Origin of the sequence: Nonomuraea sp. GTA35 (assembly GCF_041950525.1) — a bacterium.
Taxonomy (GTDB): Bacteria; Actinomycetota; Actinomycetes; order Streptosporangiales; family Streptosporangiaceae; genus Nonomuraea.
The window spans coordinates 212,413-230,071 of record NZ_JBGNUV010000002.1 but is presented as its reverse complement, the minus strand read 5'-3'; the positions used below and the strand labels follow the sequence as shown (position 1 = coordinate 230,071).

Annotated in this window: 16 protein-coding genes; 7 read left to right on the top strand and 9 right to left on the bottom strand. The window is 74.6% G+C overall.

The genetic code is table 11. From position 1 onward, the window contains the following. Window positions 1–45: 45 nt before the first annotated feature. From ACBJ32_RS07855 to ACBJ32_RS07845, 3 genes are all read right to left on the bottom strand, one after another. On the bottom strand, window positions 46–960 hold the full coding sequence (locus tag ACBJ32_RS07855) for a pirin family protein (RefSeq protein WP_375126140.1): 915 nt from the start codon (window positions 958–960) through the stop codon (window positions 46–48). Between the two features lie 25 nt (window positions 961–985). Then, the gene (locus tag ACBJ32_RS07850) at window positions 986–2,107 is read right to left on the bottom strand and encodes an MBL fold metallo-hydrolase (protein WP_375126139.1); all 1,122 of its coding nucleotides are present in this window, start codon (window positions 2,105–2,107) and stop codon (window positions 986–988) included. 89 nt (window positions 2,108–2,196) lie between these two features. Then, window positions 2,197–2,985 carry an oxidoreductase gene (locus tag ACBJ32_RS07845; protein ID WP_375126138.1) on the bottom strand — a complete coding sequence of 263 codons (789 nt, stop codon included), beginning with the start codon at window positions 2,983–2,985 and terminating at the stop codon, window positions 2,197–2,199. Between the two features lie 111 nt (window positions 2,986–3,096). Between ACBJ32_RS07845 and ACBJ32_RS07840 the strand changes: the two genes are divergently transcribed. Continuing rightward, window positions 3,097–3,672 carry a TetR/AcrR family transcriptional regulator gene (locus ACBJ32_RS07840; RefSeq protein ID WP_375126137.1) on the top strand — a complete coding sequence of 192 codons (576 nt, stop codon included), beginning with the start codon at window positions 3,097–3,099 and terminating at the stop codon, window positions 3,670–3,672. A gap of 17 nt (window positions 3,673–3,689) precedes the next feature. Here ACBJ32_RS07840 and ACBJ32_RS07835 read toward each other — a convergent pair whose 3' ends face one another. Then, a complete protein-coding gene (locus ACBJ32_RS07835; protein WP_375126136.1) occupies window positions 3,690–4,415 on the bottom strand; it encodes a DUF3152 domain-containing protein in 726 nt (241 codons plus the stop codon). A 170-nt stretch (window positions 4,416–4,585) separates the two neighbouring features. Beyond that, a complete protein-coding gene (locus ACBJ32_RS07830) occupies window positions 4,586–5,845 on the bottom strand; it encodes an NAD(P)/FAD-dependent oxidoreductase (protein WP_375126135.1) in 1,260 nt (419 codons plus the stop codon). Between the two features lie 162 nt (window positions 5,846–6,007). On the opposite strand from ACBJ32_RS07830, the gene ACBJ32_RS07825 reads away from it, so the two are divergent. Further along, window positions 6,008–6,892 (top strand): hypothetical protein, encoded by an 885-nt coding sequence (locus ACBJ32_RS07825; RefSeq protein ID WP_375126134.1) that lies wholly within the window; start codon window positions 6,008–6,010, stop codon window positions 6,890–6,892. A 12-nt stretch (window positions 6,893–6,904) separates the two neighbouring features. Here ACBJ32_RS07825 and ACBJ32_RS07820 read toward each other — a convergent pair whose 3' ends face one another. From ACBJ32_RS07820 to ACBJ32_RS07810, 3 genes are all read right to left on the bottom strand, one after another. Next, the gene (locus tag ACBJ32_RS07820) at window positions 6,905–7,354 is read right to left on the bottom strand and encodes a hypothetical protein (RefSeq protein ID WP_375126133.1); all 450 of its coding nucleotides are present in this window, start codon (window positions 7,352–7,354) and stop codon (window positions 6,905–6,907) included. A gap of 92 nt (window positions 7,355–7,446) precedes the next feature. Then, the gene (locus ACBJ32_RS07815) at window positions 7,447–8,298 is read right to left on the bottom strand and encodes a BTAD domain-containing putative transcriptional regulator (RefSeq protein ID WP_375126132.1); all 852 of its coding nucleotides are present in this window, start codon (window positions 8,296–8,298) and stop codon (window positions 7,447–7,449) included. Window positions 8,299–8,585: 287 nt separating this feature from the next. Next, entirely contained in the window at window positions 8,586–9,518 is a 933-nt protein-coding gene (locus ACBJ32_RS07810) for a zinc metalloprotease (RefSeq protein WP_375126131.1), read from the bottom strand. A 170-nt stretch (window positions 9,519–9,688) separates the two neighbouring features. Here ACBJ32_RS07810 and ACBJ32_RS07805 point away from each other — a divergent pair, with 170 nt between their 5' ends. From ACBJ32_RS07805 to ACBJ32_RS07785, 5 genes are all read left to right on the top strand, one after another. Continuing rightward, window positions 9,689–10,489, top strand: a complete 801-nt coding sequence (locus ACBJ32_RS07805; protein WP_375126130.1) for a MerR family transcriptional regulator — start codon at window positions 9,689–9,691, stop codon at window positions 10,487–10,489. 46 nt (window positions 10,490–10,535) lie between these two features. Beyond that, window positions 10,536–12,692, top strand: coding sequence for a prolyl oligopeptidase family serine peptidase (locus tag ACBJ32_RS07800; RefSeq protein ID WP_375126129.1), 2,157 nt, complete (start codon window positions 10,536–10,538; stop codon window positions 12,690–12,692). Window positions 12,693–12,901: 209 nt separating this feature from the next. Further along, on the top strand, window positions 12,902–13,099 hold the full coding sequence (locus ACBJ32_RS07795) for a hypothetical protein (RefSeq protein WP_375126128.1): 198 nt from the start codon (window positions 12,902–12,904) through the stop codon (window positions 13,097–13,099). A gap of 77 nt (window positions 13,100–13,176) precedes the next feature. After that, a complete protein-coding gene (locus tag ACBJ32_RS07790; RefSeq protein ID WP_375126127.1) occupies window positions 13,177–13,458 on the top strand; it encodes a hypothetical protein in 282 nt (93 codons plus the stop codon). A 121-nt stretch (window positions 13,459–13,579) separates the two neighbouring features. Continuing rightward, window positions 13,580–14,344, top strand: a complete 765-nt coding sequence (locus ACBJ32_RS07785; RefSeq protein ID WP_375126126.1) for a CAP domain-containing protein — start codon at window positions 13,580–13,582, stop codon at window positions 14,342–14,344. 408 nt (window positions 14,345–14,752) lie between these two features. Here ACBJ32_RS07785 and ACBJ32_RS07780 read toward each other — a convergent pair whose 3' ends face one another. Then, the gene (locus tag ACBJ32_RS07780) at window positions 14,753–17,659 is read right to left on the bottom strand and encodes a sugar-binding protein (RefSeq protein ID WP_375126125.1); all 2,907 of its coding nucleotides are present in this window, start codon (window positions 17,657–17,659) and stop codon (window positions 14,753–14,755) included.

Below are 17,659 nucleotides of genomic sequence, written 5' to 3'. Positions count from 1 at the left end.
GCCCGCCCGCTCCCACCGCACCATGGCGGGCGCGGGAGAGCCGGATCAGCGGACCCGGCCCCGCGGCTTGAGGCGGGTGCCGGGCAGGACGGGCGCGGGGAGCGGCGCGCCGTCGAACCCCTCGACGGCGCCGAACCCCTCGCCCTCCATCCACTCCTTGCGAAAGGCGGCGATCTCGTCGTGGGAGCGCCCGACGAAGTTCCACCACATGACGATCTCCTCGCCGAACGGCTCCCCGCCGATCAGCAGCACCCGCCCGCGCCCCGACAGCCGCACCGCGGACCGCCCCGGCGGCAGGTACACCAGCGGCCCCCGCCCGACCTCCGCGACCTCGCCGTCGAGCAGCAGCAGCCCGTGCTCGAACGCCGGGTCCACCGGCACCTCGCAGTCCCCGTCCACCGCGACCTCGGCCCCCACCAGCGGGGTGTAGGCGGTGGCGGGCGAGGTCACCCCGCCGAGCGTCCCCATGACGACGGTCGCCGCGTAGCCGGGCCCGGACAGCACCGGCAGCTCTGGGTGGTGCTCGAAGCCCGGCTCCACGTGCCGCGCCGCGCCCGGCAGCGCCACCCAGAGCTGCACCCCGTGCAGCACCGTCTCGGGCGACTCCTCCGAGTGGGAGATGCCCCGCCCGGCGGTCATCAGGTTGAGCTGGCCGGGGCGGATCTCCTGCAGCGTGCCCAGGCTGTCGCGGTGCAGCACCTCGCCCGCGACCAGCCAGCTCACCGTCTGCAGCCCGGTGTGCGGATGCGGCGGCACCCGCATGGTGGCCCGCTGCGGCCCGTAGGCGTCCACGAAGCACCAGGCGCCGATCATGCGCCGGTGCACGCCCGGCAGCGTCCTGCTCACGGCCATCGCGCGCGGCCCGCCCAGCGGCACCTCGCGCCCCTCCAGCACTTCGCGGCCGGCGCCCTCGTCGGCGCCGCAGCGGATCTCCCGCGGGTCAATCTCCAGGTTGCTCACGGCAGAACTGTACGTCCCGGGACGGTCAGTGCAGCATCTCCCACCAGCCCTCCACGGCCGGAGCGGCCGAGGCGTCCACGGCCTCGCCGGGCCGCGGCACGGCGATCTTCACGTCGCGGGCCTTGGCCTCCCGCCACAGCCGCTCCACCGGCTCGGCCCACGGGTGCAGCGCGAGGGTGAACGTGGCCCAGTGCACCGGCAGCAGCAGCTTCCCGCCCAGGTCGAGGTGGGCGTTGACGGCCTCTTCCGGGTTCATGTGGATGTCCGGCCAGGCCGGGCTGTAGGCGCCGATCGGCATCAGCGTCAGGTCGAAGGGCCCGTGGGCCGACCCGATGCCGCGGTATCCCTCGAAGTAGCCGGAGTCGCCCGCGTAGAAGACCCGCCTGGCCTGCCCGGCGACGACCCAGGAGCCCCACAGCGTGTCGTTGCGGGTCAGGGACCGGCCGGAGAAGTGGCGGGCGGCGGTCGCCACGAAGCGCAGGCCGGCGACCTGGGCCTCCTCGTCCCAGTCCAGCTCGATGATCCGGTACGCGGGCACGCCCCACCGCTCCAGGTGCGCCCCGATGCCCAGCGGCACCAGGAACGGCGCCCTCTGCGTGCGGGTCAGCGAGCGCACCGTGGCCATGTCGAGGTGGTCGTAGTGGTCGTGCGAGATCGCGATCGCGTCCACCTGGGGCAGCTCGCCCAGCTCCACGGGCACGGGGTGGTGCCGCTTGGGGCCGACGAACCGCGAGGGGGAGGGGCGCCTGCTCCACACCGGGTCGAACAGCACCCGCTTGCCCTCGATCTCCACGAGCGTGGAGGCGTGGCCGTACCAGATGGCACGCACCCCGTCGGCGGGCGGCGGGTCGGCGGGCGGGACGCGCAGCGGGACCAGGCCGGCGGGGTGGCGCTGCTCCCTGTCCCTGGCCAGCTCGCCGAGCAGCCCGACCGGCGGCGCGGTCACGAGGGTGGTCTGCTCGGGCATCGTGTTCACGAACGAGCCGTCCCTGAACTGCGGCGAGCGCCGTATCCGCGCCGCCCGGTCCGGCCCCGACGTCAGCGGCCGCACGCCCAGCTCGGCGGGCACCTCGCGCAGTGCCCACCCGGCCGCGGCCAGGGCCGCGCCGCCCACCAGGATCCGCCGTGCCGTCCGCATCCCTGCCATCGCCCACTCTCCCCTGGATCTTCGTCCGTCCCGCTCCGGCCGGGCGGGACTCCCCGGTGTTCCCTACATCAACGATATATCGCGATAGGTCAGACGGTCTTGATCGTCCCCCCGTCGATGACGTAGTCGGCGCCGCTGACGCTTCCGGCGTGCGGCGATGCCAGCCATGTCACCAGAGCGGCGACCTCGTCCGGTTCGACGAACCTACCGGTCGTCATCCCGGCGTTCGACGGCAGCCCCGCCAGGAACTGTTCCTGGTCCACGCCGTGCGCCTGCGCCAGCGCGGCGCCGTACCCGTCGGGGGCCTGCCACATCGAGGTGAGCACGGCGCCGGGGGAGACCGTGTTGACCCGCACGCCCTGCGGGCCGAACTCCTCCGCCAGGGCCTTGCCGAAGGCGGTCAGCGCGGCCTTGGCCGTCGTGTACGCGATCGGCCCCGCGCTCGGCAGCCGGGCGCTGTTGGAGGAGATGTTGATGACTGTGCCGCGGCGGCGCAGGAGGCTCGGCAGGGCGGCGCGGGTGGCGCGCACGGCGCTGAGCAGGTTCAGCTCGTGGACCTGGTGCCACACCTCGTCGCTCACGGTCAGGAACCCGCCGGCCACGGCCACGTCAGAGTCGCCGCCGCCCACGTTGTTGACCAGCAGATCGATCTCGCCCAGCTCGGCCGTGGCCCGGTCGATCATCCCGGCGGGCCCCTCGGGGGTGGACAGGTCGGCCGTCAGGATGACGGCGCCGGTCTCCTTCAGTTCGGGAGAAGCGGTCCGCGCGGCGGCCGCGACCCGCACGCCCTCGGCGGTCAGCGCCCGCACGATGGCGAGGCCGATGCCCCTGCTCGCGCCGGTCACCACGGCGGTCCTGCCGGTCAGTCGCATGTCCATGATCGAATACTCCCCAGAAATCGCATCAGTTCTGACGCGCTCAATCTAAAACTTGCAACACCGATGATGCAAGTTCTGGGTGAACGGTGACGATGCCGTACCCTGTCCGGTGTGAGTGAGACGACGCGAGCCCTGCGGTCCGACGCCGAGCGCACGGTGCGCACGATCCTGGAGGCCGCCGAGCGCGTGCTCAGCAAGAACCCGGCGGCCAGCATGGAGCAGATCGCCGAGGCGGCCGGGGTGGCGCGGACCACCGTGCACCGGCGCTTCGCCTCGCGCGAGGCGCTGGTGGACGCGATGGCGGCGTGGGCCAACCAGCGCTTCGCCGAGGCCATCGACGCAGCCCACCCCGAGACCGCCCCGCCGCTCGTCGCGCTCTACCAGGCCACCGTCAACGTGCTGCGGGTGAAGATCGACTGGGGCTTCGCGATGAGCCGCATGTTGTCGGACGACCCGGAGGTGGCCAGGGTGCACGCCGAGGTCGACGCCCGCTGCGAGCGGCTGTTCCGCAGGGCGCGGGAGGCGGGCGTGCTGCGTGCCGACGTGGACCCGCTGTGGGCCAGGCGGGTCTACTACGCGCTGTGCCACGAGGCGGCGCAGACCCGCGACGGCGAGCCCGACGCCCTGGCGGCACGCCTGATCGACACGCTGCTGCGCGGGGTCGGCACGGGGCAGGGCCTCGCCTGAGGGCCGGTGGCCGCCTGCTAGCGCTCGTCGGAGCCGCGGTGGGGGAAGGGCCACGGGTTGGGCCGGCAGCGGCCCAGCGACTTCGACTGCTGCACCATGACCGGGGCCGGCCGTCCCGGGCCGGGGCAACGCCGGTGGTGGTGGCCCAGGCCGTGGCCGACCTCGTGGCTGATCAGGTAGCGGCGGTAGGCGGCCAGGTCGCCGCCGTACTGCGGGACGCCCTCGGCCCAGCGCAGGGCGTTGATGACCGAGCGGCGGCCGTTCCAGCAGGACAGCTCGCCTCCCGTGCGCAGCGGCAGGCACTGGCGGATGGTCAGGCGGGGGCTGGACAGCGCGACCCGCAGCCGCACCGGGCCGCGGTCCACCCGCTGGAAGCGGCCCCAGCCGCGCACGTCGTTGAGCGTGCGGTGCACCTCGGCGGCGAACCGCGCCGGGTCGAACGGCAGGCCGCGCTCCACCTCGACGAGGTACCGCACCACCCGTCCGCGGCCCCGCCTGGCGGGCGCGCCGCCCCGGACGACCGCGTAGCGGCCGGAGGCCGAGTGCGGGACCCGCACCTTCTCGGGAGCGGGGACGGGAGCGGGGACGGGAGCGGGGACGGGGGCGGGGACGGGGGCGGGGACGGGGGCGATCGGCTTGGGCGGTGGCACGGTCCTGGGCGGGGCCGGGGGCGGCGCCGACGGCTCGGCCGCGCAGCCGGCGGCCGCCACGAGCAGCAGCAGGAGCAGTGCGAGCAACGGCAAGGCGGCCTCCCCACATCGTCACGGTGGGGAGGTATCCGATGCTACGTTGCCGCTTGTCCTGCTTGAGGATCAGGGGTGCCTATAGTCCGATTCGCCTGGGCCGCGCGCCGATCAGCCGGTTCGCATGGGGGTGGGCGCCGGTCACCCAGCTCGCGTGGGGGCGGCGCCGGTCAGCCGGTTTGCGCGGGAGCGTACGGCGCGATGTCGAGCGGCGGCGCCTCGCCGAGAGCGAGCGCCGCGGCGATCTCGCCGGTGAACGGCCCCGCCGTCAGCCCGTACGCGCTCAGCCCCGTCGCCACCACCACCCGGTCGGTCAGCGGCCCGATCAGCGCCCGCCCAGGGGCGTACACGGGCCGCAGGCCGACCCTGGTCTCCGTCACCGTCGCGTTGAACAGCCCGGGCGCCACCCGCAACCCCGCCTCGATCACCTCGTCCAGGCCGCCCATCGTGACCCGCGGGGAGAACCCCACGTCCTCGACCGTCGCCCCGACCACCACGCGGGAGTCGGGGAACCCCAGCAGGTACGGCCCGGTCCTGGGCAGGATGATCGGCCACCACGCGGTGTCCACGCCCTCCATGGTGGCGTGCAGGATCTGGCCGCGCCTGGGGAAGACCGGCAGCTCGACCCCCAGCGGCCGGCACACCTCACCGGTCCACGCGCCGGCGGCCACGATCACCACGTCGGCCTCGACCGGGACGCCCTCACCCGTCACCCGCATCGCCTCCGGGCTCGCGGGCGCGGCGGGGCCCGGGGTGGCGCTCAGCGGCGCGGCCTGCCGCCACGACGTGTGCTCGCCCGCGAGCCCGCCCTCGCCCCCGGGTTCGCCCTCGCCCGCGGGCGTGGCCGCGACCGCCGGGCTCCACCGCGTGCCGGCCCCGGTGTCCGCCTGGTGCAGCAGCACCTGGCCGTCCCGGGTGAGCGTGGCGATGCCCGTACGCACCTGCGCGCCCCTGGCCATGGCGGCCCGCAGGAGCGCGTCGCGCACCGAGCAGCCGTCCACCCGGGCCGCGCCCGGCACGAGCAGCGCGCTCAGGTCGTCGGACAGCGGCGGGAACAGCTCCGTCGGCGTGTCCACGTCCACCACGTCGCCCATCTCGGGCGCCCCGGCGTGGCGGCGGCGCAGCAGCGTGCGCACCGGCTCCAGGTCCACCGGGTCCTCGGCCACCAGCAGGGCGCCCACCTTGGCGTACCCGATGTCCTCGCCCAGCTCCTCCACCAGCGCCGGGTAGGCGCGGGCGCCCTCGCGGGTCAGGCGGTACCAGTCGTCGTCCTCCGGATGGTCCACCCACGGGCACACGATGCCCGCGCCCGCCCGCGTCGCCCCGCCCTGGCAGCCGGCGTCCACCACGGTCACCGCCGCGCCCCGGCGGCTCAGGTGGTACGCCGCGCCCGCCCCCACGATGCCGCTCCCGATCACCACAACACGCATGGTCACAATGATCGCAGCCAGGGTGACCTGGGCCGACGACCGGATGGCGCACTTGCCGCGCGGTATACCCCGTCACGGTCTACTCCGTGCCTGGGCCGGGGCGTGAGAGCGGGGCCCGATCACGACTGTCCGGCCCGTGCCGCGCGGGTCTAGTCTCAGCGCATGGACGTCGCGGTCACCAGGATCGAGCTGCCGCGCCCCGTCCGCGCGGCCGCGTCCGACGGGTCGACCGTCTGGTGCGCCACGGACGACGGGGTACGCGTGTACACGCCGGCAGGCCGCCCCTTGGAGGGCGGCGGCACGGCGCCGGAGCTGCGTTCCCTGGCGGCGGTGCCGGGCACGGTGACCGCCACGGGCGCGGTGCCGGGCACGCTGGCGGAGACCGTGCTGGTGCCCAGGGCGTTCGCGGGGCCGCCGGCGGCCGACTCGCTCCCGGACGGCACGCTCGCGGGCACCGCGCCCGGCCGCGTCCACTGGCTCGACCCGTCGGGTGTCCCCATCGCGGGCGCCCGCTTCGAGGGCCGGGTGGTCGCCGGCGGCGGGGCGATCTGGGCCGTCGGCGACGGCGTGGCGCGCCGGCTGGACGAGCCGGGACGGCTGGGCGAGCCGCTGGAGCTGCCCGCGCTGGACGCGTGCGCCGTGGAGGGCGAGCGGCTGTGGTGGACGTCGAAGCGCGACGACGTGCTGCGCGGCGGCCCCAAGGAGGTGGAACTCGGGCGGCGCGAGCGCGGCGCCATGACCGTGTGCGCCGGATCGTTATGGATCAGCGTGACCGGCGGGCTGCTGCGGGTGTCGGCGTGGTCGGGCGAGCCGGGACGGCTCGTGCGGGCGCCGGAGGGGCCCGTGCCGTTCCTGGTGTGCGCGAACGGGGTGCTGACGGGCGGCGGCCGCGACCTGTTCGCGCTCGCCCCGGCCGCCGGCACCCCGCTCCGCGTGATCAAGCTGGGGCTGGACGCGCCGCCCGCGCTGGTGATCGCCGCGGGCAGGCACGTCTGGGTGTTCCCCGAGGGGCAGCCCGGCGCCCTCATCGTGACGCCGTCACCCTGATCCCCGGGCTCCTCAGGGGATCTTGTACTCCTGCGCCGTCCCGCAGTAGCTGATCCCGATGGGCGAGTTGCTGAACCGGCACACCTGCACGACCACCCGGTCGATGCTCAGCAGCCCGTTGCTCAGCTCGAAGGCGAACTTGACCTGCTCGTCGTCCGCCTTGTACGTCTCGGAGTCCACGAGATCGGCGCCCCGGTAGCCGCGGAACGTGACCGTGGAGTGCAGGTCGTCGGGGAAGCAGACGGTCGGGAGCGCCTCGTCGGACAGTAAGCCTTCCACGTTGACGACGGGATGGATGACCGGCCCGTCGTACCGTTCGAGCGTGCCCTCCGCGGCCCCGCGGCGGCACGTGTCGCCCGAGTCCGCGGCGAACTTCACGGCCTCGGCGGCCATGGCGGGCGGGGCGGCCATCAGCCCGGCGGCGAGCACGGCGGTCATCGTCAACCCAGCGAGCAGACGCACGACATCACCTTCCGTTGTGTGAGGGGAATCCGATCACCCATCCTGGACGGCGCCCGCCGCCCTGCCTGTGCCCGCCGTTACACCGGGCTCCATTACCCCGGGCTCCACACGAACGCCAGGAACCTGCGGTCCCCCTCGCCCCTCCCTGAGATCACGCACACCCCCGCGCACGGCTCCACGACGCAGGAGAACACCGCCACGTCCGGCGGCGGGCCGGGTCGCAGCAGGGAGGCGTGGATGCGGCGCAGCTCGGCCGAGGGGTCGGTGCCCAGCTCGTCGGCCAGGCGGCGGCGCAGCCGCTCGTACACCACCAGCGCCTCGGCCTGCCGCCCGCACGCCCCCAGCACCACGAGCAGGCGCCCCCACAGCGACTCCCGCAGCGGGTGCCCGGCGGCCAGGCCGATCAGCTCCGCGACCAGCTCGCCGTGGCGGCCCTCGGCCAGCAGCAGGTCGATCCGCCGCTCCACGGTGCTCAGGTGCAGCTCCTGCAGCGACGGCGAGACGGCCGCGCGCAGCCAGTCCGAGTCGATGCCCTCGAACGGCTGGCCGCGCCACAGGCGGCTCGCCTCCTCCACCAGGGCCCGCTCCGCCGCCGTGCCGCGCGACCTGCCCGCCTCGGCCACCAGCGCGCGCAAACGCAGCACGTCCACCTGGCCGGGATCGACGTCCAGCAGGTAACCGTCCGGGGTCGTGCGGATCGCCGTCCGGCCGATCGCCCGGCGCAGGCGGGTGACGTACGTCTGGATGCTGCGCCGCGCGTTGGCCGGCAGCTTCTCTCCCCACAGGGCCCGCGCCAGCCGCTCCACGCTCACCGCGTCCCCCGCGGACACCGCCAGCACGGCCAGCAGCGCCCGCAGCCTGCTGGTGGTGAGCCGGACCGGCCTCCCGCCCAGCCGCACCTCCAGCGGCCCGAGTAACGCGATGCTCAGACCTGCTCCGTCCATGCGTCCACTGTCGCGCGGCGGGCCGGATCGGGGCATCCGCCGCTCGGCGCTCGCTGCGCTACGCCGCGCGCCGTAGCGGCGGCACCCGGGATACCGCCCCGCGGGAGTACGCGGGCCGCGGGGAACGTACGCCTACTGGGCCGTGGCGGCCGTCCGGCGGGCCGCGGTGGGGGTACGCCTGCGGGGCCGTGGCGGCCGTCCGGCGGGCCGCGGGGAGCGTACGGGACGCTTCCGGCAGCACCGGCCGGGCCGGGCGCGCCGGGCCGGGCGCGGGTGCTCGCCGCCGCTCAGGCGCGGGCGCCGGGCTGCGTGCTCTGCCTGGCCTGCGGCGACAGGAACGACGACCGCGGCCCGGCCAGCGCCGCGTCCATCCGCTCCGCCTGACCCTTCGTGAACATGTACATGGAGGCGTCCTCCACGTAGTCCATGTAGTTCATGAACATGTCGCCGTTGGGGCCGTTGTCGCAGCTCAGCTTGGGGAAGGTGGGCGTGCCGCGGTTGTGGCCGCCCTGGTTGGGCGTGTCGTCCACGAAGTCGGTGCCCGAGCAGCCGTCGCCGTCGTCACCCCAGATGTGCCGGAGGTTGAACCAGTGCCCGATCTCGTGGGTGGCGGTGCGGCCGCCGTCGTACGGGGCCTCGGCCGTGCCGGTCGTGCCGAACGCGCGGTGCAGGATCACGACCCCGTCGATCTCGGCGGGCCCGCCGGGGAACGTGGCGTACCCGAGCGCGGACTTCAGCTCGCACACCCACACGTTGAGATAACGGTCGGCGGGCCAGGCGTCGGATCCGCCCCGGTCGCCGAACTTGACGCCGTGGTCGGGCTCGAACGCCTCGACGCTGGTCTCCTTGCGTACGACGCCGGAGGTGGGGTTGCCGTCGGGGTCGGTGTCGGCCAGCTTGAACTCCAGCCGAGCGTCGGCCACGAGGTCCTTCCACACCTCCGGCACCTTGTCCACGTCCGGGTTGGCCCGCCTGAAGTCCTCGTTGAGCACCTTGAGCTGGCTGTCGATCTGCTCCTGGCCGATGTTCTGCTCGGGGGTGTGGTGGACGACGTGGACCACGACCGGGATCGTCACCACCTCCTCCCGGGCCGCGGCCCTGGCGTTCTTCCTGGCGAACGTCTCGTTCTCGATGGCGGCCAGCGCCACCGCGTAGCGCGGGGACGTGGCGATGAGCTGGTGGTGCACGGGCATGGTCGCGCAGCGGTCGTTACTGGGCACGGGGGCTCCCTTTCCATGGCCGCGGGGGGCGTACGCCGGAGGGATCGGGGGACGCCGACCACCCCGCTTGGGGATGTTGGCTTTCTGCACCCCTACCCGCTGTGTAGTCGTTCAATCACATAGAGTGAGGAGTTGAACCTCCCGCCACGGTAGGTCCTACCGTCGTACCCGTGACCGGCAACGACGACGGTGAGCGTCGATGGAGCATCGGTGAGCTGGCCAAGGCCACCGGCGTGACCATCCGCACGCTCTACCACTACGAGGAGATCGGCCTGGTCCCGGCGAGCGAGCGCACCCCGTCGGGCCACCGCCGCTACACCGAGGCCGACCTGCGGCGGCTCTACCGCGTGCGGGCGCTGCGCGGCCTCGGCCTGACCCTGGAGGAGATCGGCCGTATCCTCGACCGCCCGTCCGACGACCTCACGGCGCTGCGCGCGCTGCTCGGCGCCCAGCTCGCCGAGCTCGACCTCCAGGCGGCCCGCATCGGCCAGCTCAGAGAGCGGATCGGCGGCCTGGTGGCGCTGCTCGACCGGGCGGTCATGCCCGACCCCGAGCGGGTCATGGCGGCGCTGGAGCTGCACTCGGTGTACGAGTCGCACTTCGACCAGGAGCTGCGCGACCACCTGGCACGGCGCAGGGCGGAGCTGGGCGAGGCCCGGATGTCCGGCTACCGCGCCGAGTGGCTCGCCCTGCTGCGCGAGGGCCGCCGGCTCATGCTGGCCGGCACCCCCGTCGAGGACCCGCAGGTGCAGGAGGTGACCAGGCGCTGGGAGGCCATGGCGGCCGGCCTCCAGGTGGGCGACCGGGAGGTGGCCGAGCAGCTCAAGGGCGCCGGCCTGGCGCTGTGGCGCAGGGCGGGCGCCCAGCTCAGCGCGGAGATCAGCCGCCAGATCGACTGGCTGGAGGCCGACGACCTCCCCGCCGTCATGGAGTACTTCCAGCGTGCGAGAAACGTGCGGCAGGACGGCTGACAGCGCGTCCCTTCCTCAGGCTTCGACCATCGGCAAGGAGATTCACATGAGCATGTCCTATCCCGTCGCGCCCGCGCGGCCGGAGCGGAACGAGGTCGGCGGGCTGGTGTTCGACGACCCGTACCAGTGGCTGGAGGACGACGACGGCGACGGCGTGGCCGCATGGCAGCGGGCCCAGGACGAGCTGGCCCGCTCCCACGTGCATGCCTGGCCGCACTACGACCGCCTCGCCGCCCGCGTCGGCGAGCTGGTCGAGCAGATGGACGCGCGCAACCTCGTGGTGCCCGTCCGGTACGGGCCGCGGTGGTTTCGCGGGCGCGTCCCGGACGGGCGCGACCTCATGGTGCTGGAGGCCGCCGACGACGTCACCGGCCCCTGGCGCACGGTGATCGACCTCAACGAGCTGTCCACCGGCGGCATCCCGCTGCGGATGAGCCCGCAGCCCTCGCCCGACGGGCGGCTGCTGGCGTACTCGCTCGACGCGTCCGGCCGGGAGCTGCCCGAGCTCAAGGTGATCGACATCGACACGGGCAAGGTGCTGCTGGACGGCGTGCCGCAGCAGCGCCCCGGCCTGGTGGCCTGGCTGCCGGACAGCACCGGGTTCTTCTACATGGCCAACGCCGACCCGGACCCCGCGCCCAGGACGGCCTCCGGCCAGGCGACCGAGCCGGACCGCGCGGCCGGGGCCGGTCCGGCGGCGGCCCGGATGCCGCTGCGCTGGCGGCTGTTCTTCCACCGCCTCGGGCAGCCCCCGCCCACCGAGCCCGAGCCGCTGGACATCCCGCACATGTTCGCCATCCCCAAGATCTCCCGCGACGGCCGGTGGGCCCTCATCCAGGTCGACCACCTGCGCCCCCGGCCGCACTTCCTCGCCCGCATCGAGGAACCCGCGGGCGGGAGCGGGCCGCCGTCCTGGCAGTGGCGGGAGTTCATCACCGACACCGGGCACCTCTACAAGGGTGTGCTCGCCGGCGACTCCTACGTGGCCGTCACCACGGCGGGCGCCCCGCGCGGCCGGCTGGTCCGCATCCCGCTGGACAGCCCGGGCGACCCCGCCTCCTGGACCGAGCTGATCCCCGGAGGCGACACCGTGCTCACCGGCGTCACGCTGGCAGGCGACCGGCTGGTCCTCGGCGAGCTGGTCGACACCGTCTCCCGTGTCCGCATCCTGGACCTCGACGGCAAGGAGCTCGGCGAGGTGCCGCTCCCCGGCCCCGGCTCGGTCAGCTCCGTCGCCCAGGGCGTCATCGCCCTCGGCGTGATGGACCAGGTCATCGGCTGCGAGGACGCCATCACCTTCGGCTACACCTCCTACACGCAGTCCCCGGCGGTCTACCACTACGCCCTCGACACCGGCGTGCTGACCAGGCTGCAAGGAGCGGGCCACACCCTGCCGGGCCTGGTCACCACCCGGATCTGGGCCACCTCGGCCGACGGCACCCGCGTGCCCTGCACCCTCGTCCACCGCGCCGACCTCGACCGCTCGCGCCCGCAGCCCGCGCTCATCCACGGGTACGGCGGCTTCAACGTCGCCGAGCTGGCCTCCTACCTGGGGCCGGTGGCGGCGTTCGTCGAGGCGGGCGGCGTGTACGCGCACGCCCACGTGCGCGGCGGCGGCGAGTTCGGGCTGCAGTGGTGGGAGGGCGGGCGGCTGCACGCCAAGCAGAACAGCTTCGACGACCTGTACGCCATCGCCGAGCGGCTCATCGCCGACGGGATCACCGCCCCCGACCGGCTGGCCGTGCAGGGCGCCTCCAACGGCGGCCTGCTCGCCGGCGTGGCGGTGACGCAACGGCCGGCCCTGTGGCGGGCGGTGGTGTGCGGCGCGCCGAAGCTGGACCTGATGCGCGTCGCCCGCGACCCGGTCGGCACGGCCGCGACCCTGTCCGAGTACGGCAACCCGAACGACCCCGCCGACGCCCCCGTGCTCATGGCCTACTCGCCGTACCACCACGTGCGGCCCGGCACCCCGTACCCGGCGATCCTCCTCGACGCGGGCGCCAACGACCCGCGCTGCCCCGCCTGGCACTCCCGCAAGTTCGCCGCCCGCGCCCAGGCCGCCACGACGTCCCCGCATCCGGTGCTGCTGCGGGTGTGGCCGGGGGCGGGGCACGGCGGGACGGCCTGGACCACGATCGTCGAGCAGCAGGCCTACTGGCTGGCGTTCGTCATGCGCGAGCTGGACCTCGTCCCGCTTCCCTGACCGGCCCCGGCCGAGGCCCGGCGATGATCGTCATGTCGCTCCGATGCTCTACCGTACGGCCGTGGGCGCCGCGAACGCGCGGCACAGCCCCGGCAGTGACGAGACCGCGGAGGAAGTGCCGAGTGAGCCACCAGTGCATGCGCCCCGACTCCATGAGCTACAGGCCGTGGCAATGCCCGGAATGCGGCACCTCTTGGGAGCCGCTCCCGATGACGGCGGTGTACCCGCCACCCGAGCCGGACAGGCCCCGCATCAGCAGGAACGCTCTGGTGGTCGTGCTGTCCATCGCCGCGGGGGCGGTGTGCCTGGCCGCGGCGACGATCTCGATGAAGGCGTTCAGCATCGCGATGTGCGCCGTCATCCTGGTCGCCTTGATCTGCTCGTACCGGCTCAACAACCGGGAGTGAGCGCGGATGAGAAATGCACATGCGGAGGTGATGAATCGCATCTAGGTGCCTGTGGCGGCGGCTTCTACGGTCGGGACATGACCTTCCGACGACGTGCCGCCTGTGCGGCGGGAATCGCCGTTCTGGCCCTGTCCGTGCTCGCCGCCCCCGCTCGGGCGGACGGCTCCCACGAGTGTTTCTCCGGGGAACGCAGCCCGGCGGGGGACGCGTACACGCTGACCGGCTGGGGGTGCGGCGGGGCAGGGTACGTGGACGTGACCGTCATCATCCGGTTCGGCCCCGCGGCGGGCACCTACGTGTGCGGCCACATCTTCCCGTGGAACGGCACCCTGTCAGGGAACGGGTGCCGGATCTCCTGACGGCGGGCGCATGAGGATGGCTGCTCGCCTTCGGCCGGCTCCGCCTTCTGAGTAAGGGCTACTCATGCCCGCATCCCGGGGCCGGTCTTATCACTGGAGGACCCAAGGAGAAGGGGTCCTCATGAGTGACCTTTCGCCATTCGTCAAGACCCGGGCCCGACGACGCACCCTGCGCCTTCTCGCAGCGGCGGCCACCGCGGTCGCCGTCGCGTCGGGCGCTCCGGCGCTCGGCGGCACGGCTTCGGCCGCCGCGGGTGGTGCCGGGTCGGGTGTTGCGGCGCTCAGTGGCACGGTTACGGCCGGCGCGGGCGGTGTCGCGTTGGGCGTTCCGGCGCTCAGCGGCGAGGCACGGACTTCGGCCACGGCAGGGATCGGATGCGACGTCGCGGCGGCGTACTACGACACGGCTCCGCAGAGCGGCAACATCGCCATGGTGCGCCAGGCGGTGCTCTGCCTCATCGACGCCGAGCGGGCCAGGGCCGGGCTCCGCCCGCTCACCCGCAACAGCGCCCTGGACGCCGCCGCGGCCTCGCACGCCGACGCCGCCGCCCGGCTGAAGTGGTGGCGGCCGGGCGCGAACTCGCACACCAACCCGCAGACCGGCTCCACCCCGGGAAGCCGCATCACGGCCGCCGGCTACTGCCCGAACCCGCTGTCGTGGGCGTACGCGGAGACCACGTACACCGGGTGGGGCGGCTCCGGCACGCCGAGGGCCGCCGTGCACTGGTGGGTGCACGTCAGCACGTACGGGCACCGCCAGATCGTCCTGAGCCCGACCCTGGTGGACGTCGGTGCCGGCGCGGCGGCGGGCGCGGCGGACCCGGCCGGCGCGGGGGCCGGCGGCGGGGGCACGTTCGTGGTGGACTTCGGACGCTGCCAGCGGTAGCGCCGCGTCCGGCGCGTTCCCGTCACCGCGGCGCTGCTCGGGAATCGTGGACGCGCCGCGGCGCTGCTCGTGTTGGTGAACGCGGCGCACCCACCATCCGCGTTCGGGAATGCGCCTCCACCGCTTGTGTGGGGAACACGCTGCACTGCTCGCGTCCGGGAACGCGCTGTCACGACGGCGCGCTGTCACGACGGCGCGCTGTCACGACGGCGCGCTGTCACGACGGCGCGCTGTCACGACGGCGCGCCGCCACCGCGCGGGCCGCCACCCCGTGCCGCCGCCACTCGCAACACCCGCCAGCCGTCCCGGTGGGAATGTGGCAGGTGCTCGCGCAGGGTGGGCGGCGGGGCAGCCCCGCCCGGACAGGTGCGCCGGGCGGGGGTGGCTGCTTACGTGCCTACCCCTAGCTCACCGCACGGGCACCAGGGAGGCCGCCGTCCCGCCGTCAGGGGCCTGCCAGCCGGCCACCACCGTCGGGCGCGTGTCCAGAGCACGGGTCAAGGGGACGGTGACGGTCGTGGTGCCCTTGGCGGAGATCGTGACGACGCGGCTGCCCGCGGTGCCCCGCCCGTCCCGGACGAACAGGTGGGCCTCACCGCGCGAGGCGGCCCGCAGGGTCACCTTCACCGCGTCGCGCCCGCCGGTGGCGGAGGCGGACACGGCGCGGCCGGTCTGCGCGGGCGGGGCCGCGGCGCCCGAGGGCGGGACGTGCACCCGTACGGACTGCTCCAGCGACTGCGGCGAGTCCAGGCTCGACAGGGCCGTGTCCGGGATGACCGGGTCCGGCGGGGTGGTCGGGCGGTCGGGCGGGGGCCGGTACCCGGGCAGGGTGGCCACGCCCCACCGGTACGGGTCGCCCTGCACGCCGCCCCACGTCGACCAGCCGATGCGGGTCTGGCCGGTCCTGTCCTGGGTGTCGGAGTCGTAGGCCAGGATGTTCAGCCCCAGGTGCGCCGGGTCGACGGCGCCGGGCAGGACCGCGAGGGGGATGGACATCTCCACCGTGTACTCCCCGGCGGAGACCTTCGAGGCCACCCGCATCCCCGGGGCCGTCTCGTCGCCGGGCCCCTGGCGGTTGTCGGCGTCGCGGAGATGGCAGGGCGGGCCCTCGGCGGTCGCCGGCAGCACCGCGGTCTTGAAGGTGGTGGAGGTGTTCTCGGAGGCGCCGCGCGGGTCGAGGGTGACCTCCACGGAGTCGGTACGCCAGTGCCGCTTGCAGTCGGAGGCGGCCAGCCGCGTGCCGGGCACGTCGTCCTGCACGTGCACCAGCACGTACAGCGTGTCGTCGTGCCAGGTCAGCTTGGCCGTGCCGGAGCAGTCGGCCGCCGAGGAGCACGCGGTGCCCTCCCAGAGGCGGGAGATGTCCAGGGCGGGGCCGCCGTACTCGCCGCCCGCCTCGGCGCCGTCCACGGCGGGAGCGCCGGACGCCTGGGGCACGGTGGCGGCCGGGACCAGCTCCAGGGCGGGGCGGCTGGTGGTGGTGCCGTCCGCGCTGGTGGTGGTGATGGTGTAGGCGTAGTCGCCGCCCTCGTTGGAGGTCTTCAGAGTGGGGTCGGAGTTGGTGACGGTGAACGGCAGCGTGGTCGCCGCTCCCGCCGCCAGGCTGGTGTAGGACGCCTGCGCGCGGTCGGCCGTGAAGCCCGGCGGCAGGTCCACGCGTACGGTGCCGGAGACGGGCGCGTCGCTGACGTTCGTGACCACGACGCCGACCTGCCTGGTGCCGCCCGACGGGAGGGTGAGGACGGGGGTGACCAGGCCACGCAGCTGCGGCACGCCCGTCCCGGTGGTCCACTCCTCGTACTGCGCCACCTGGGGGAGCGGCTGCTGCGCGGCCCGTACGGAGCGGACGACCTCGACCTGCCGGTCGGTGTAGCCGCCGCCCCGCTCGGTGGTGAGCGTGGCCGCGATGCGCGCCCGGCCGAGGGCGGCCTGCGACGGCGGGGTCACCTTGAACATCGCCGAGCCACTCCGCCCGGCGGCCAACCGGCCCAGGTTCGCGCTGCCGGCGTCCGCGCTGCCGGCGTCCGCGCTGCCGGCGTCCGCGCTGCCGGCGTCCGCGCTGCCGGCGTCCGTGCTGTCCACGTCCGCGCCCCGGGTGGTGGGGGAGGCGCTGTCCGTGGCGGCGGTGCCGGCGGTGACCTGCCAGCCCTCCGGGACGCGCAGCGCCACCGACGAGCGGCCGAGCGGCTCGCGGGGCGGCGCCTTCACCGAGACCTCGACCGTGAACGGCGTGCCAGGGCGCACGTCCAACGCGCTGGTACGCAGGCCGAGGAGGGTGCCGAGCGGCGCCGTGCCGCTCGGCCTGGTCAGCGCGCCGTCGAGGATGGCCGTCGGGGCCGCGGCGGCGGGGCTGCCCGGCTCCGGGAACGGCACCCGCGCGTCCACCTGCGTGAAGAAGTCGCAGCCGAGCTGGGCGGGATCGGACGGCACGTCGGGGAAGCCGGCCCAGCCCTGGGAGGCGTAGACACGCTGCGCCTCCCGTTCCACGGCGGCCCAGGTTCTGCCCCGGCTCGGCGAGGCGCGCCCGCTCCACACGCCGAACACGTTCTGCGCCGCGTTCGCGGGACGGAACGTCGAGGCGCAGTCGGGGCCGGTTCGCGAGGTGCCGCGCGCGCCGCCGGTGAGCAGGCGCGACGGCGCGAAGGGACGCAGGCCCTCCTCGCCGATCTGCTCGGGGAACGCCTTGGGGTCGGCCGCCGCGTAGAACGCCTCGACGGCCAGCCGGGCGGCCTCCTGGTGGTTGCCGTGATTGCCCGGGGTGGGTGCCGGGTCCATGGTGAGCAGGATCTCCGGACGGGTCAGGCGGACGAGCCGCACCACCTTCTCCAGGGTGTCGCCGCCCCACACCTGGTCGGTCAGCGGGGCGCTGACCGTGTAGTAGAAGTCGACGTCGTCGAGGTTGAACACCTCGCTCACGCCCGCCTTCCCGACCGCCGTCCGTTCCTCGGCCTCGCGCAGCAGCCCGAGCGCCGGGCCCTCCTCGGGACCGACGGCGTTCCCGCCGCCCTCGCCCCTGGTGACGGTGACGACGCCGGTGCGCACGTCGTGGTCCTCGTTCCACTGGCCGAGGGTGGACAGGGTGAACGCCTCGTCGTCGGGGTGAGCGCCGATGAACAACGCGTCGAGGTCCACGGGCGACGCGGCCCCGGCGGCGGAGACTCCGGCCGTGAGCGCGGCCGGGACGGCGGGTGTGAGGGCGGCGGCCGGGACGGCAGGGGTGAGCGTGAGGGTGAGCGCGGCCGCGACGGCCAGCGCCGCCGGGCCGCGCCGGGCACGGGTGCGGGGCGCGGGTCCGGTGGGAGTGCTGGTGTGCAT

Bases quoted from the DNA above. Each gene is read 5' to 3' on its own strand.
- ACBJ32_RS07825 (WP_375126134.1), top strand. From the start codon at position 6,008: ATGGACGTCGCGGTCACCAGGATCGAGCTGCCGCGCCCCGTCCGCGCG.
- ACBJ32_RS07785 (WP_375126126.1), top strand. From the start codon at position 13,580: ATGAGTGACCTTTCGCCATTCGTCAAGACCCGGGCCCGACGACGCACC.
- ACBJ32_RS07795 (WP_375126128.1), top strand. From the start codon at position 12,902: ATGACGGCGGTGTACCCGCCACCCGAGCCGGACAGGCCCCGCATCAGC.
- ACBJ32_RS07800 (WP_375126129.1), top strand. From the start codon at position 10,536: ATGAGCATGTCCTATCCCGTCGCGCCCGCGCGGCCGGAGCGGAACGAG.
- ACBJ32_RS07845 (WP_375126138.1), bottom strand. From the start codon at position 2,985: ATGGACATGCGACTGACCGGCAGGACCGCCGTGGTGACCGGCGCGAGC.
- ACBJ32_RS07830 (WP_375126135.1), bottom strand. From the start codon at position 5,845: ATGCGTGTTGTGGTGATCGGGAGCGGCATCGTGGGGGCGGGCGCGGCG.
- ACBJ32_RS07815 (WP_375126132.1), bottom strand. From the start codon at position 8,298: ATGGACGGAGCAGGTCTGAGCATCGCGTTACTCGGGCCGCTGGAGGTG.
- ACBJ32_RS07850 (WP_375126139.1), bottom strand. From the start codon at position 2,107: ATGGCAGGGATGCGGACGGCACGGCGGATCCTGGTGGGCGGCGCGGCC.
- ACBJ32_RS07780 (WP_375126125.1), bottom strand. From the start codon at position 17,659: ATGCACACCAGCACTCCCACCGGACCCGCGCCCCGCACCCGTGCCCGG.
- ACBJ32_RS07790 (WP_375126127.1), top strand. From the start codon at position 13,177: ATGACCTTCCGACGACGTGCCGCCTGTGCGGCGGGAATCGCCGTTCTG.